Annotated in this window: 11 protein-coding genes; 7 read left to right on the top strand and 4 right to left on the bottom strand. The window is 54.0% G+C overall.

Features of this window, described 5'->3' with window-relative positions; genetic code table 11:
* The first annotated feature begins 11 nt into the window (after positions 1-11).
* The 5 genes from HB779_RS22720 (at position 12) to HB779_RS22700 (ending at position 5124) form a co-directional block, all read left to right on the top strand.
* Entirely contained in the window at positions 12-908 is an 897-nt protein-coding gene (locus HB779_RS22720; protein ID WP_188346667.1) for a sugar phosphate isomerase/epimerase, read from the top strand.
* Positions 909-1028: 120 nt separating this feature from the next.
* Complete coding sequence (locus HB779_RS22715) at positions 1029-2240, top strand: sugar ABC transporter substrate-binding protein (RefSeq protein ID WP_188346666.1); 1212 nt, start codon at positions 1029-1031, stop codon at positions 2238-2240.
* Between the two features lie 66 nt (positions 2241-2306).
* Positions 2307-3209 carry a carbohydrate ABC transporter permease gene (locus HB779_RS22710; protein WP_188346887.1) on the top strand — a complete coding sequence of 301 codons (903 nt, stop codon included), beginning with the start codon at positions 2307-2309 and terminating at the stop codon, positions 3207-3209.
* 11 nt (positions 3210-3220) lie between these two features.
* The gene (locus tag HB779_RS22705; protein WP_188346665.1) at positions 3221-4033 is read left to right on the top strand and encodes a carbohydrate ABC transporter permease; all 813 of its coding nucleotides are present in this window, start codon (positions 3221-3223) and stop codon (positions 4031-4033) included.
* Between the two features lie 8 nt (positions 4034-4041).
* Positions 4042-5124, top strand: coding sequence for an ABC transporter ATP-binding protein (locus HB779_RS22700; protein WP_188346664.1), 1083 nt, complete (start codon positions 4042-4044; stop codon positions 5122-5124).
* Positions 5125-5195: 71 nt separating this feature from the next.
* Here the strand turns inward: HB779_RS22700 and HB779_RS22695 are convergent, their stop codons facing one another.
* Together HB779_RS22695 and HB779_RS22690 are read right to left on the bottom strand one after the other, a co-directional pair.
* Positions 5196-6347, bottom strand: coding sequence for an adenylate/guanylate cyclase domain-containing protein (locus tag HB779_RS22695; RefSeq protein WP_210302638.1), 1152 nt, complete (start codon positions 6345-6347; stop codon positions 5196-5198).
* Between the two features lie 126 nt (positions 6348-6473).
* Positions 6474-7331: a hypothetical protein gene (locus HB779_RS22690; RefSeq protein WP_188346662.1), complete on the bottom strand. Its 858-nt coding sequence runs from the start codon at positions 7329-7331 to the stop codon at positions 6474-6476.
* Between the two features lie 308 nt (positions 7332-7639).
* Between HB779_RS22690 and HB779_RS22685 the strand changes: the two genes are divergently transcribed.
* Positions 7640-8533, top strand: a complete 894-nt coding sequence (locus HB779_RS22685) for a hypothetical protein (RefSeq protein ID WP_188346661.1) — start codon at positions 7640-7642, stop codon at positions 8531-8533.
* 55 nt (positions 8534-8588) lie between these two features.
* Complete coding sequence (locus HB779_RS22680; protein WP_188346660.1) at positions 8589-9065, top strand: type VI secretion system tube protein Hcp; 477 nt, start codon at positions 8589-8591, stop codon at positions 9063-9065.
* Positions 9066-9254: 189 nt separating this feature from the next.
* On the opposite strand, the gene tagF is transcribed toward HB779_RS22680, so the two are convergent.
* Together tagF and tssM are read right to left on the bottom strand one after the other, a co-directional pair.
* Positions 9255-10649, bottom strand: coding sequence for a type VI secretion system-associated protein TagF (gene tagF / locus HB779_RS22675; RefSeq protein ID WP_188346659.1), 1395 nt, complete (start codon positions 10647-10649; stop codon positions 9255-9257).
* 3 nt (positions 10650-10652) lie between these two features.
* The gene (gene tssM, locus HB779_RS22670; protein ID WP_244642945.1) at positions 10653-14225 is read right to left on the bottom strand and encodes a type VI secretion system membrane subunit TssM; all 3573 of its coding nucleotides are present in this window, start codon (positions 14223-14225) and stop codon (positions 10653-10655) included.
* Positions 14226-14353: the final 128 nt, after the last annotated feature.

The following is a 14353-nucleotide window of genomic DNA, read 5'->3' as shown; positions in this document are numbered from 1 at the left end:
AGGAGTTTAAGGTGAGCAATCCGGCAAAATCGATCCGTATCGGTACCATGGTCAGGGGCAATGCACCGGATCCCGCTGCCTATGTTAAAAGTATTCTGCCGCATGGCTTTGAGAGTATCGAGCCTTATTTCTGGCAGGTGGTGGACAAGGATCTTCCGACGCTCGCATCGCAATTGAAAGACGCCATCGGTGACGCCGATGTCACCATGTCGACGCTAGGCATGTTCGGCAACCCGCTGGAAGACACCGAAATTGATCGCGAGACACTCAAAGGCTGGGAAGCCCTGATCGATCATGCTCATCTTTTTGGCGCAACGACCATTGCAGGTTTCACCGGCCGGATTCGCGGCAAGCCCATCGAGGACAGTTTGCCGGAGTTCAAGAAGGTCTGGAGCGAACTGTCCCGCCGTGCGGCGGACAAGGGTGTGAAGCTTGCCTTCGAGAACTGCGCCATGGACGGTAACTGGGCAAGCGGTGACTGGAATATTGCCCATACGCCCGACGCATGGGAAATGATCTTCAATGAAGTTCCGGCCGACAATCTCGGGCTTGAGTGGGAGCCATGTCACCAGATGGTTTATCTGATTGACCCGCTGCCACAGATCCGCAAATGGGCGCCGAAGATTTTCCATGTTCACGGCAAGGATGCGACGATCCGTTGGGAGGTCATTCGCGAACATGGCGTATTTGGCAAGGAGAAGTTTGTCTTCATGCGCTCGCCGGGATTTGGCGATACCAACTGGACCGATGTCATATCGGAACTGCGTCTGGCTGGCTGGTCAGGGTCCATCGACATCGAGGGCTGGCACGATCCCGTCTATCGCGACGATCTGGAAATGACCGGGCAGGTACATTCGCTGAATTATCTGAAGAAAAGCCGTGGCGGCGATTTCGTCGCCAATCCCTGATTTCCCGCATTGGGCCCGCAACCGGACGGGAGTTCCGGAGACGATGGAGATTGAACCCGACGGGCCAGACGCGCCGCCAAGAAGCGCGCTGCCCGTGCCGAGCAACACGAGGAGGAAACTATGAACCGCATTTCGCATTGGATTGCCGCCGCTGCATTGATGCTATCGGGCGCTGCCGCTCAGGCCGAGCCTGTTACGCTGGATATCTGGACCATCGACCGGCCGGACCAGTACATTTATCTTCTCAAGGACGAGTTTGAACAGGCCCACCCGGATATCAAATTGAACGTAAAAACCGTTCAGTTCCGTGACATGGTCAATGATCTTGCGCGCGCCACAGCCACCGGTGAATCACCTGATGTGACCTATATCGACAATCCTGAGGTGGCGCTGTTTGCCTCGCGCGGTCTGCTTCTCGATTTGACGTCCATGCTGGCGGAATCCAAGGTCATCAAGAAAGACGATATTTTCCCGGGACCGCTTTCCTCGGTGACGTGGGACAGCAAGATTTATGGCGTGCCGCGCGGTGCTAATACGCTGGCACTTTACTACAATGCCGACATGTTCAAAGCGAAAGGTCTTGATCCCGATAACCCGCCAAAGACCTGGGATGAGCTCTACACAGCAGCCAAGAAGCTGAATGATCCGGCCAAGAACATCTATGGTTTGGCGTTTTCCGCTGTCGCCACGGAAGAGGGTACGTTCCAATTTTTGCCTTGGCTGCAGATGACCGGCGGCGATTACAACAAGGTCGATACGGAGGGCGGCGTAAAGGTACTGCAATTCTGGAGCAAACTGCTTGATGAAAAGCTCGCTTCCCCTGATACGCTGATCCGTGGCCAATATGAATCAGCTGGCACATTCAATGCCGGAAATGCTGCCATGGTAATATCGGGTCCGTGGGAATTGCCGCGCATGACCAAGGAGGCAAAGTTTGATTTCCGCGCTGCCTTGCTTCCTGTTCCGCAGGAAGGCGCGCCGCGCGCCTCGGCTTTGGGTGAAGGCGATAATGTCATTCTCGCCAACAGCAAACATCCCAAAGAAGCGTTTATCCTGCTCGAATTTCTTTACGCCAAAATGCCCGATGTCTGGAATCGCTTTGGCTTTCTGCCGGCGACAAAGGTTCAGTCCAACAATCCGAAAGTACCGGCGATTTATGCTGTCTTTGAAGAAAGCATGAAATATGCGCGCAATCGTGGGCCGCATCCGGAATGGCCGAAAATCTCCAAGGCGATCTATACAGCCATCCAGTCGTCGCTGACCCACCAAAGTGATCCGAAGACGGCGCTTGCAACGGCGCAAAAACAGATCGATGGCACCCTGAAGAAATAATTCAAGTGAGCCTCCGCATCTATTGGTGCGGAGGCGTACATGATCGACATGGCGCGGGAGGGCACTGTGCAGAGCATCATCAGAACCATACGGGATGGAAGCGGCTTTGATATTCTGCTGCTTGGATTGGCACTGCTGTATCTGATCGCATTTTCAGCGTTTCCGATTGTCTACAACATCATCATGTCGTTGCAGACCGTCGACATGTTTACGATCACCACGTTCAGCCGGCCCTTTGTTGGTTTGCAAAACTACTATGAGGTCTTGTCTCAACCGATCGCGCAGACAGTGTTCTGGAATACGGTCAAGTTCGTGGTTTTGTCGATTGTCTTCCAATTGTCCATCGGCTTTGGTTTGGCCCTGTTCTTTCAGCAGGATTTCCCCGGTGCCACCTATCTGCGCGGTCTGTTCCTCGCGGGATGGATCATGCCCGCTCTGGTGGTTGGCGCTATCTGGAAATGGCTGTTTGCCGGAGATTTCGGTGTCATCAACTATGTGCTGATGTCACTTGGTGTTGCCGATGAGCGTATCTTCTGGCTGTCCGATCCCAATGTGGCTCTCTATGCCGTTATCATCGCCAATGTCTGGCTCGGTATTCCCTTCAACATGATCCTGCTTTCCGTTGGGCTCGCCAGCATCCCACGTGATGTCTATGAGGCGGCGGAACTTGATGGTGCGGGACCATTCGAACGTTTCTGGTCGATCACACTGCCTCTGATGCGCGCGCAACTCGGCGCGGTTATTTCGCTTGGCGTGATCTTCACCCTGCAACAGTTTGATCTTATCGCCGCGCTGACGCAGGGCGGCCCAGCGGACAGCTCCAATGTCGCGCAATACTGGTCGTGGCAATTGTCTTTCCAGACGTACGAAATATCGCTCGGCAGCGCCGTCTCGGTGATGATGATCCTGTTCGTCATCATCGTTGCCGCTGTCTATGTCCGTTCCACCCGCCACGAACACAGTTATTGAGGAGAGAGCCAATGAAGCGCTATATTCTTCTCGCAATTGGACTGGTGATGACGGCAGTCTACCTGTTCCCGCTCTACTGGATGTACTTAACAGCCTTTAAAGGCGCCACGGAGATTTTCCAGTACCCGCCGACTTTCTGGCCGACCGACCCTCAGTGGAATTTTATCGAAGTCTGGAAGAACCGCGGCATGAGCGGTTATCTCTGGAATTCGCTGCTGATCGCTATCGGCGTCACCGTTCTCGTCACCACGATGGGAACCGGTTGTGCCTATGTACTGGCACGCGTGCGCAATGTCTGGATGGATATTGCCCTGTTTGCCATTCTCATGATGCAGGTTCTGCCATCATCTCTGATGGTGACGCCGATTTTCGTGGCTTTCAATCAGGTTGGGCTTCTGGCAAGCCCGCGTGTGGCGGTCATTCTGGCGCAAACCGCCAAGATGCTGCCGCTCTATATCGTGCTCTGCCGCGCCACCTTTGTGCAGGTGCCGCGCGAGCTGGAGGATGCGGCGCTGGTCGACGGGTCATCGCGCATTGGTGCATTCTTCAACATCATGCTGCCGCTTGCCCGCAATGGTATTCTCGTCACGTCGGTGCTGATATTCCTGCAATCCTTCGGCGAATATGTCTATGCGCGGTCATTGATTGCCAAGAATGAATTGCAAACGGCGACAGTCGGTTTGCAGACCTTCATGGGTCCCAATGCCAATGACTGGAATGGCATCATGACCTATGCCGCCATCTATGTGACCCCCATCCTTTTCGTTTTCATGTTGCTGCAACGGCGCATCGTCAGTGGTCTTACCGCCGGCGCGCTGAAATGAGGTAAACCATGCTCCAGATCGAGATTGACCATCTGAACAAGCATTATGGCGGGTTTCACGCGCTGAAGGATATCAATATTGCTATCGAGCAAGGCTCGTTCGTAGCGCTGGTCGGGCCTTCCGGTTGCGGCAAATCTACATTGCTGCGCACCCTTGCCGGGCTTGAAAAAACAAGCTCGGGTGATCTGCGTATTGCCGGGGAAAGTGTTGTCAACAAACCGCCGCGCGAGCGCGACGTGGCGATGGTGTTTCAGTCCTATGCGCTCTATCCGCATATGGATGTCGAGCATAACATGAACTACTCGATGCGCCTGAAACGGAGGCCGAAGCAGGAGATCGCGGATCGCACGCGGGTTGCGGCAGAAACGCTTGGCCTTGGCGCACTGCTCGACCGCTTGCCCAAGGCTTTGTCCGGCGGGCAACGCCAACGTGTCGCCATGGGGCGTGCTATTGTGCGTGATCCGAAAGTGTTCCTCTTTGACGAACCGCTTTCCAATCTGGATGCGGCGTTGCGTGTTCATATGCGCAGCGAAATCCGCAAACTGCACGAACGGTTGAAGGCGACGTCGGTTTACGTCACGCATGATCAGGTCGAGGCAATGACCATGGCTGATCATATCGTGGTTATGCGCGCGGGCGTGGTCGAGCAGCAAGGCAGTCCGTTGGATCTCTATGATCGGCCAGCGAACAAGTTTGTTGCCGGGTTCATCGGATCACCCGCAATGAATTTCATTCCAGCCACCGTAAGCCCGGACGGCCGGAAAGTTGTGTTTGAGAAGGACCAGACGCAGTCAATCGCACTTGATCGTACGCTCGTCCCCGGAATGCAGCTTCTGGCGGGCCTGCGCCCCGAACATCTGTCATTTGCAGCAGGGCCAGCCGATCTTGCAGTAAAGGCGATTGTGGAAGGTGTTGAATCCACCGGCAGCATGACCTTCGTCACGGCATCCATCGCATCGCAGCAGGTGGTCGCTGCACATAGCGGCAGACCAAATGTCAGCAAAGGCGACCAGATTCAGCTTTATATTGCACCGGGAAATGTTCATGTGTTCGATGCGAAAACAGAGTTGGCTATTTCACAGGAACGATGAATGGGAAAGCAAGTACCCGCTTGTATTGAGGCCCTTCCCATAGAAGCGGAATTGGCGCGACGAGGCTCCGTTCAAGTCTGTGAGGTGGAATCCCGGACGCCGAAGATGGCTTGCGGTTGGGCAACGCCCCTAAGATTGAACGTACCCAGAACTTCGGTTGGAGCGCCGCAATGTTCAGCGAAGGAAGAGGATAAAAGGAGATTGCGGTTCAACGGATCGCAGAGCGCCTCGATCCGTGCCGTTTCGTTTACCGCGCGACCGATGACGGTGAAATCGAGCCGGCGGGCTGCGCCGATATTGCCATAAAAAACTTCACCCAGATGCAGCACGACATCAACCCCGATCTGGGGAGCAGGCCCGCCAATCCGGCTTTGGTTGAGAACGCTGGTTGCCGCTATTGCATTCTGCGCTGCGGCCAAAGCCTCGCGGCAAACTTCCGACGTTGAGCTGTCGTTCGCCTGAACGGGAAAGATTGCCAGGATGCTGTCACCCATGAGCTTCAGGATCTCGCCTCCATGGGCTTCAATTGCCGCACCGATCACTTCGAAATGCTCGTTCAGCCACTGCACGATGTCTTTTGGTGCATGAAGTTCGTTGAGCGCCGTAAAACTTTTCAGATCTGCCAGCAGAATGGCGGCAAAGATTGCCTGACCTTCGCCGCGCTGAATATCGCCGCCAAGAATGCGGTTGCTCGTCTGCGCTCCCACGTAAAAGCCGAGAACATCGGATGCCATTCGAGAGACCGCCATCCGGAAGATCGCAAGACCCAGTGCGGGCAGGACCGCGTCGAGGTACGCGACGTCTTCCTCCGAAAATCTGCTGGGCTGCGTCGTGGTGATGGAAATGCTCATTCCGGCAATGGCAGTGCCGGGTGCAAAATCAATAAGACGCAGCACGTAATCCGTGCATCCATTCTGGGCCAGTGTCAGAAGCAATGGAAATGCCTGCAGGTTTGCTGGTTCCCGCAGGTCCCACCGTCCCTGTCTGGCGTTTTGCGACAAGAGGTGATTGACCGGCGATTGCTCCAGCTCGAGGTTGGCGACAGGACCATGCTCGAAAGTCTCCACGAGCAGAGGGCCACCTGAATACCATGTTGTGCTGAAAACCTGGTGCAGCGGGTGAAGGGAAGGTGCACTGATCTGCAATCTGTAAAGAGGAACCCCGTAATCAACCATACGCACGGCGAGGGCAGCGACGAATTTTTCCGGATCATCGCTGGACATGCCTGCTTTCACGATCCAGTCGATAAATTCTCTGTTGTTCGTATTCAAAGATTGCCCCAATCCGCCGATTGCCATGTCCACATGTGGACTCACGTCTGTTTTATACCGATACGAGACTGGAGAAAATCATGACGGAAGCTTTACGGCTCCGTATGGATTGAATTTGAATTCGTCCTCATCATAATCCGATGCGAACGACAACGGTGCTCCTCGATCTTTCAGGGTTGGCTCCAATCCATGTCGAAGAATATCATCTGCAACGGCATCCATCACAGCCACGGATTCCAGTTCGGTACCATGAGACTTTGGCACAAAGACTTCGGGTTGCCCCACGAGATGGTAGCCCAGACTTTCCAGATAGGTATCGGAGGCCAAGGGCCGTTTGGCAAATGCCAGGCGACAAGTACGACTCAACGCAAAGGCATCGTCGTTTTTCAGAGCCACACTGCCTTGCAGAATGAGTTCGCGCCACCGGATCAAGCCATGAGCAACACCCGCGCTCTCTCCCTTCACAGCGACTGCCCCTGCTTTGATAAGCTCGTCCACAAGCAGCAGGGCACCTGCGGAAACTGTAACCGCATTGTCCGGCGTCATGCGCGGCCCCAGGACGTAAAGCACCGATTTGTGGTTTGCCACGGCCTCTTCGTCGGATTGCAACCAGGCATTGGGCTCAACCCGGTCCCAGCAAACCTCGAACGATTTGCTCATATTCTCATCGGCCTCATCCTGGGAATAGGTGTCATCGATGCTGAAGCCGGTGGCGAAACTATCAATAGCAGCGGAAGCGGCTTTGGAAAGCCGCTCCAAACCATGTTCATCCCCGAGAAAGCAAAGGACATGGCGAGGCTTTACCGATGATTTCGCTGCTTTCGAAGCCGTGTTTTGGCCGGCCGCAGCCGTATTTGGTTCGCTGGCGCGTGAGGTCCCATTTGTCATCATCAGCGTGCCCAAGAGCGCCATGAATTTGCGGCGGATGACATTCATGTTGTTTCTCTTTTCGTGTGAACGGGCAAATAGGTTATCGATGACGTATATCTATCGTAGGCCATCTGACCCGATTCCTGCGCCAAAGATAGTTCGGGAATATCCTGAAGTAGAGCACTAAATGCAATTTGGAATATCGTTCATTAGTGAACCGCGGTGGTATGTTTCAAAGCAATTGCTGTGATCAATATGTTGAAATACGCAACTATCGATGTAAACTTGGTATTTGGATTCCATTGCCGTGTAACATGCATCGGCGCGCAGATTTTGGTCTATGACAAAAGACCGTTACATGGCAGGTAGAGAATATGGGAATAGCACCACGCACTCAGCCATTGGGCCCCAAATCAACACAAGCTGACGATCAATTTTTCCCCATACCACTTTCCGCAGCACCTTTTTTTGGCGGCGGGCAGCTATCAGGTGTCATTTTCAACGGCTATTCCCTGGAAGCAGTCATAGACAAATCCCTGTCATGCTGCGGGAAATACAGCATCGGGAATACGCAGCACTATGGCATTGCAGGCATTACACAGGATGCTTGTATTCTTTTTGCTGTTAATTGCCGGATTGAGGGACGCCATTTTACAGCAATGGGCGCTTTCGATCCCACGGGCAAGCCGGTCGCACCAACGGTGGACCAGCAAAACCTGTTGGGGAAATATATGCCCAACCCCGGCAAAGCTATCGTATTGGACGCTAAGAGCAAATCGGCTCTAGGCCTCAAAGCTAACGGTGAAAATGCAAGCATGGGCGTTTACGTCGATGCTTCAAAGAAACACATCATTTTTGACTTCAAGGCAAAATCGAGTGATCCGGCAATAGCCGCCAATGCGAGCATTGAGACAGACCGGTTTTTTAAAGTCACCAATAGTTCTGTCGATATGAGTGTAACCCGAGGGATTGCGACGCTCGCAGGTGGCGCGAAATTCAACGAGAAGTTTAAAACCACCAGTAAATCATTAACGGCTGGACTCGCCGATGGGAAATGGGGCGTGACGGGAAACTGGGAAAGAGCCGGCGACGAGACGACCCGGCGATTGGATGTCAACTATCAAGCCTCGAAACGGGTCAAAATCACCGCTTCGTGGTTGCCCGATACCAAGCCGTCCGCACCGCCAAAGATAAGTTTCCCTTTCACGCCTGCTCCATTCGTGGACGATAGTCAATTTCGGATCGAGCTCAAGATAGACCTATGGTAATTCTCCGCATTCCGATATTCTCTATGTGATGAAATTTTAATTGAGGGAGACAAGCATGCCGATTTACTTGCAGATCGATGGAATCAAGGGTGATGCAACTCACGAAACGCACAAGCAGTGGATGAACATCGAAGCCATTCACTGGAATGTTGGCCGTAAAATGAGCACGTCAGCCGGTTCGGCAGCAAACCGTGAAGCATCTGAACCAACAATCAGTGAAGTTGTTCTGACAAAGGTCAGTGATTCCTCTTCGACGAAATTGTTTCAGGAAGCTGTTTCCGGCAGCTCGGGGAAGCTGGCGACAATTCATTTTGTGACAACTGACACGCCAGGCAAGACCTATATCGAATACAAGCTTACCAACACGCTGATCGCCAATTATTCGATCGATTCCAATGGTGACCGTCCGGTGGAGACGTTGCGTCTCAACTTCACCAAGCTGGAAGTGAAGTACACACCATACGACGAAAAATCGAACCCGCAGTCGCCAATGATTGCGTCTTACGATCTCGCCACCACAAAGGCCGGCTAAGCCAAATTTTGAGCGTGTGGGGCGGGCATATGCCCGCTTCGGATGACCGTATGGTTCGTTATCCATACAGGTGGGCCACGCTACGCCTTGATGAGGGCGACTTTAAACGACGTTGCGCCTTCGCGGCTTTGATAAAGGCGTAGGATTCCAGCCAACCAGATCCGGCATCGTCACCGGCTCGTGATTTTTTCAATCTATGGCAATGGCGATAACAGTGAGATTATCGGCAGCGCCATTGATCAAGCTGTTGTCGATGATCTGATCGACAATCGATTCAATGCGGCTGCCTTTCACAAGGCTTGAAACGCTGCTCTCAAGTGCATTTTGCGCGATGTTTGCCGTCATAAGAAGAAAACGGTCGCCCGGCAGCAGATCGCCTGTCACCGTAGTGGATGCCGCATGCAGTTGCAGCTTCAATGTTGAACTTGAGCGGTTGCCGAGAGCCGTGTCAGTCAACTCTGTTAACTTGCCGTCACGCAACAACAGGCAATGTACATTGCCTTGCACCAGCAGGCCAAATCTGTTCTGGCGCGAAATGAAACTGAGTGACCCGGCCTGCAAGGCAAGGCCTGCAACGGCGATATCAAGGCGTTCTGTCAGCGCCCGCTTCGCTTCTTCCAGACGATTGGTGAGGAGTTGCAATGCGCCGTCGACATCGTCTGGTAGCGGGATACTGTCGAGTGAGGCCAGGAGAAAACGCGCGATCGTTGCATTGCGGGTGAGGCCGAATGTGCCGTCTGCAAGCGAGACAAGGCCTTTCTCAAGGCGAAATACAAAACTCTCGGTATTCTGCTCCGCCAATGTCCCGCGATGTGACCGGCCGGCAACCGACAAATTGCTACTGCTCTTGGCCTCAGAAAACATACCATTATTATGCAGCGACTGCCCGCTTTGACGGGCGCGTGCAAATTCTTCGTTGAAGGCTGACGATGCCGTGTCATCCTTGAAAAATGAGGCGAAGGCCGCCGCCGCTGGCCAGCCAGGATATATTGACATGCCCGGTTTGCGCCGATCCGATCCGGATGTCCACCAGACCGACTGAGCTCCCCGTTTGCTTCCTGCCAATGCTGCGGCAAGGGGCGCAAATGCACTGGTTGCTTCGGCAGACACACCAGTTCCCGGTGATTCCAAAGCGCCGAGGTCAAAAGCTCTTTTGGTCAGTTGACGGTCAAAATAATCGATATCGAACTCGTCATCGAGCACACTGAGCAAAGTGCTTTCAAGTGAATGCAACCATTCATCCGCCTGTGCGATGGAGGCAACCGAAAGCGCAAAATCCGGGATTTGAGCGGCAACGAGAAAAGGAAAATAACGCCCGGATTTATCGACACTTGGAATCATCATGCCAACGACGGGGTAGGGGCCGCAAATATTCGCTTCGAGGTAAAAACGCCATATCGGTGCGTTGAGATAGAGCTCCATCCATTCATCGGCCAGCATGTCCCGGCTCGACTGCAGCGCCAGCTGCAGCCATTGGTCAAATTTGGAACGGACATCCCGATCAAGTCGGCGGCTGATGAAATCGCCTTTGGATGGGACTTTGCCGTAATAGCCGGCGAGAACTGTATCTCTTGCCTGCATCATCCCTCAAAGCCCTTCCGGACAGCGGAATGATTGAAGTGCCTTCAGCGCAAACGGATTGAGCACGGAACCAACACGGACGTCAAAGCTCGCGCTGCGGCTGCCCATTTTGAACAATGCCGTAAACCGGTCTTCGCTAGTGACCTTTTTCTGTGCGAGGTCAAACAGGCGGAACATTGCCCAAGGTCCATTTTTGCTGATGCTCGAATTGGGGCCTGGAGGGTTAAAAGCAATACGGGCGGAACGATTGCCCTGACCCGGCCACTGGAATGACTTCGTCTGGACAGGGCCGTGATCATAATCGATGGTTTGGCCATTAATATCGAGCGTCACCGATGTGGAGTTATTGTCCATATCGTTCGGCATGATGTCGAGATCCAGACTTAGATCATTGCCACCTTTGGAGAAAAAGGCTGTCTGGATTGTCTGTGCTTTCTCAAACTGCACCAATGCATCGCTCGCGATAGCTTCAGCCCCGTTCATGCCGGTCAGACGCCAAGGCGTTTGTGACACATCAACGAATGGTTTCAACTGCAGTTGAAAGAACGTTGCAAACTCGCCGGAGGGGCCAAACATGCGAATAAAGTCATTGATGGCGACATCATTGTTCGCGTTCGGATCGAATGGATAACGTCCGGCAATGGCGATCTTGCAGAAGCGTCCACCCGTGCTCTGCCACAGATCGGAAATGGATCGCCGTGCCCCGGTTGCCGACAACCGGGCGATGTCCGTGGCGAGTCGGCCAATCCAGCGGCTGACGGGTTCGGGCAGGCGCTGCGCCTGCGTTACCAGCATCTGGTTCGCTGATACGAGCTTGCTCTCGACGCCGAAAATCGTATTTACATCGCCCGCATTGGTAGCCGCGCGGCTGAGCTGCAATGATAGTTCCTCAAGCACGGGCGCGAGATCGCCAAACTGGGATTTCTGTCCTTCGGGCGCCTGCAGGGCTTTGCGCAATGCCGCATAGGGGTCAAGCATGTTTGCTTCAAAACCATCGGTGAGCGCCTGCAACGACTGAACCCGTGCAGCATTGAGCTTCGCAGCCTCTTCCGCCGCACGCCGCTGCGCTTCATCCACTTCGCTTTCTTTTTGCACCGGTTTTGGCGGGTTCGCTGGCGCGGAGAATTGCTGGGGATCAAGATTGGTCGCTTCTGCAACGGCCGTGGCAAATGTGCGCAACGGATTATCGGCAGATGCGAGAATTCTCACAATATCGGAAGCTTGTATCAGGTCAGGAACGGCACGAATGCCAAGGTCGTTCAACAATGCCGCCCACTGATTGCGGTTGGCATTGAAATATATGCGCAGCACATCGGTTTTAAGACTGTCACCCGATGCTGCCAGCGCCTGGTCTTCCCCGATCACCCAGCCTTCCCGAGCAAACTGCTCGGACATTTGGGCAAGGCGGGGCAGAAAGTAGTCGAAATAACCGTCACGGGTGAAAACTCCCGGTATTCCCTGGCGAAGATCCGTGCCGCTTCCCCGGGAAAACAGAAGTTCGGCGCCTGATCCCGCCTTGTCAATTGGCCGCCATTCCGGCAATGCCCGCGCTTCGGGCGAGATCAGCAACAGTTCAAACAGCAATTGGGCGCGGGGGATGGCATTGAGCTTTTCCCGTGCCTTCTTGATCAAATTATCGTCGAGGGTGACGGCGGTCAGGGGCCGGGATATGAGTGCCTGACTATGCGCGAGCAGACTTTCACGCGCCTGTGCCCTTCCGGAACCGGGCAGGGATGCATCGAAATTCGCCCGCAATGCCTGGGTTGCAAATTGCTCGTCAAGTGGTCCAAGCCCACCAAGCATCGCATAGAGCTTCAGCGTGTCGTAGAGTTGACCGGTTGTGATCTGGGGATCGGCCATCCTGTTCTGCAAATGAACGAGCAGGCGGGGGAGTAGGAAACCGTTGAGTGCACGGGCGTAGGTGGCCTGCATGCTTTCGCTGAGTTTTGCTTCCTGATCAGTGCCGAAATGGTACCAGCGGCTTTTGCCCGCAATGTCAGTGGTGATCGCTTCGCGCAATGTGTTCAGAGGCGACAAAATGCGATTGAGATCATCGGTCGTAATATCCTCGATCGCAATCGACGTTGCCTCACGATTATACGAGGCAATCCGCTCGTTCACTGCGCTCATCGTGCTTTGATTGGTGAAATAGGCATGTGTCCAGCCTGCAAACAGTCCGCCTGCGACGATCAAGGGCACCAGATAAAAGATTGCCGACATGATGCGCTTGCGCCGCTGTACCTTGATGTCGGTTGTAACAAGATTGGCTTCGCCAAAGATCACATCATTCAGCAAGCGCGAGAGGAAGAAGGTCTTTTGCGATACGGTACCCGTGGTATTGGGTTCCTGCAGGAATGAGAAGCGCTCGGACGTGGAGCGGCCGACCTTGTCATAGACCGCGCCGGTCTGCGTTGCTGAAGCGAAATACACGCCGCGCAACAATGGAGCACTGACCAGTTTGGAACTGGCGGTCAGCTCGCCAATCTGTTCAACAAGCACATTCTTGATCGATGCAAACTGGGCGGGAAACCGGAATACGCTGCTGCGCCGCAGATCATCCGGTTCCTGCTGCATACGCTCCAGCAGAATGCGGTGCATACGTTCCAGCAGCAGATCAACCTCGCCGGAAAAGGCCTCGGCGATTTTCCCTTTCGATTGGCTGACGCCAAGCGGGAAAGTCATGCCAAGTACCTGTTCACGATCAAACTTGTTGAAATTATCGAAGAACTCGCCGAAGCCGGCAAGCATGTCCACTTTGGTGAAGATGAGGTAGACCGGAAGGCGCACCTTGAGTTGATCCTCAAGGTCGCGTAGCCGCTGCTTGATGATGCGAATTTCCTTGAAACGCGCCTGCGCACTTTGCGTCAGTATGTCTTCCATGCTGATTGTCACCAGCACACCATTGATCGGCTTCAACGGACGGTGCTTTTTCAACAGGCCGAGAAAACTCTGCCAAGCCGTGCTGTCGACGGTAACATCACTGTCTTGGGTGGTGTAGCGCCCTGCCGTGTCGATAAGGACAGCCTCATCGGTAAACCACCAATCACAGCTGCGGGTGCCGCCGACGCCCTGGATACTGTGTTCATCCATCTCTTCGGCGAAGGGAAAGGAGAGGCCGGAATTAACGAGGGCTGTTGTTTTGCCCGATCCCGGCGCACCGATGATCAGATACCAAGGGAAGTCGTAGACATAACCGAAACGCTTTTTGCTGATAGATTTGAGGCGCAGGAGCGCATCTTTCAAGCGCTGCCGAAGCAGGGCAACTTCTTCCTTTGCTTCGGTTTCCGAGTCGGTGCCATCCTCGGCGACCGCATCAATCATTGCCGCTTCGGCGCGGCGGCGGCGGATTGTCGAGACAATGAGATAAATCAGCCAGCCAACAACAACAACGCCGATGGCAACGATACGGTTATACTGCGGCTCAAGAGGACGCCACTGTCCAAAGGCAATGCTTTCACCATAGAACCAGATCATCACGCAGATTGCGACAACCCAGATCAACGACCAGAACCGGCCACCCTTGAGGAAACCGAGATAACTTTCGATGTAGGAGCGGATCGTGTAGATCCAGTTGAGCATATTCACTGTTGGTTGCCTGCACCGGTTGTTGCGTCTTTTTCAGGTCTCGGGTTGGCGGTAACGATGATTTCTGTTCGCCGGTTCGCCTCTCGTCCTTGCTCCGTATCATTGGTATCGATCGGTTCGGA

Origin of the sequence: Phyllobacterium sp. 628 (genome assembly GCF_014189505.1) — a bacterium.
Lineage (GTDB): Bacteria > Pseudomonadota > Alphaproteobacteria > Rhizobiales > Rhizobiaceae > Phyllobacterium.
This window is presented reverse-complemented; position numbering and strand designations above follow the sequence as displayed.

Excerpts from the sequence above, each read along its gene's own strand:
- HB779_RS22715 (WP_188346666.1), top strand. The coding sequence starts at position 1,029 with ATGAACCGCATTTCGCATTGGATTGCCGCCGCTGCATTGATGCTATCG.
- HB779_RS22705 (WP_188346665.1), top strand. The coding sequence starts at position 3,221 with ATGAAGCGCTATATTCTTCTCGCAATTGGACTGGTGATGACGGCAGTC.
- HB779_RS22700 (WP_188346664.1), top strand. The coding sequence starts at position 4,042 with ATGCTCCAGATCGAGATTGACCATCTGAACAAGCATTATGGCGGGTTT.
- HB779_RS22695 (WP_210302638.1), bottom strand. The coding sequence starts at position 6,347 with ATGTCCAGCGATGATCCGGAAAAATTCGTCGCTGCCCTCGCCGTGCGT.
- HB779_RS22690 (WP_188346662.1), bottom strand. The coding sequence starts at position 7,331 with ATGAATGTCATCCGCCGCAAATTCATGGCGCTCTTGGGCACGCTGATG.
- HB779_RS22685 (WP_188346661.1), top strand. The coding sequence starts at position 7,640 with ATGGGAATAGCACCACGCACTCAGCCATTGGGCCCCAAATCAACACAA.
- HB779_RS22680 (WP_188346660.1), top strand. The coding sequence starts at position 8,589 with ATGCCGATTTACTTGCAGATCGATGGAATCAAGGGTGATGCAACTCAC.
- tagF (WP_188346659.1), bottom strand. The coding sequence starts at position 10,649 with ATGATGCAGGCAAGAGATACAGTTCTCGCCGGCTATTACGGCAAAGTC.
- tssM (WP_244642945.1), bottom strand. The coding sequence starts at position 14,225 with ATGCTCAACTGGATCTACACGATCCGCTCCTACATCGAAAGTTATCTC.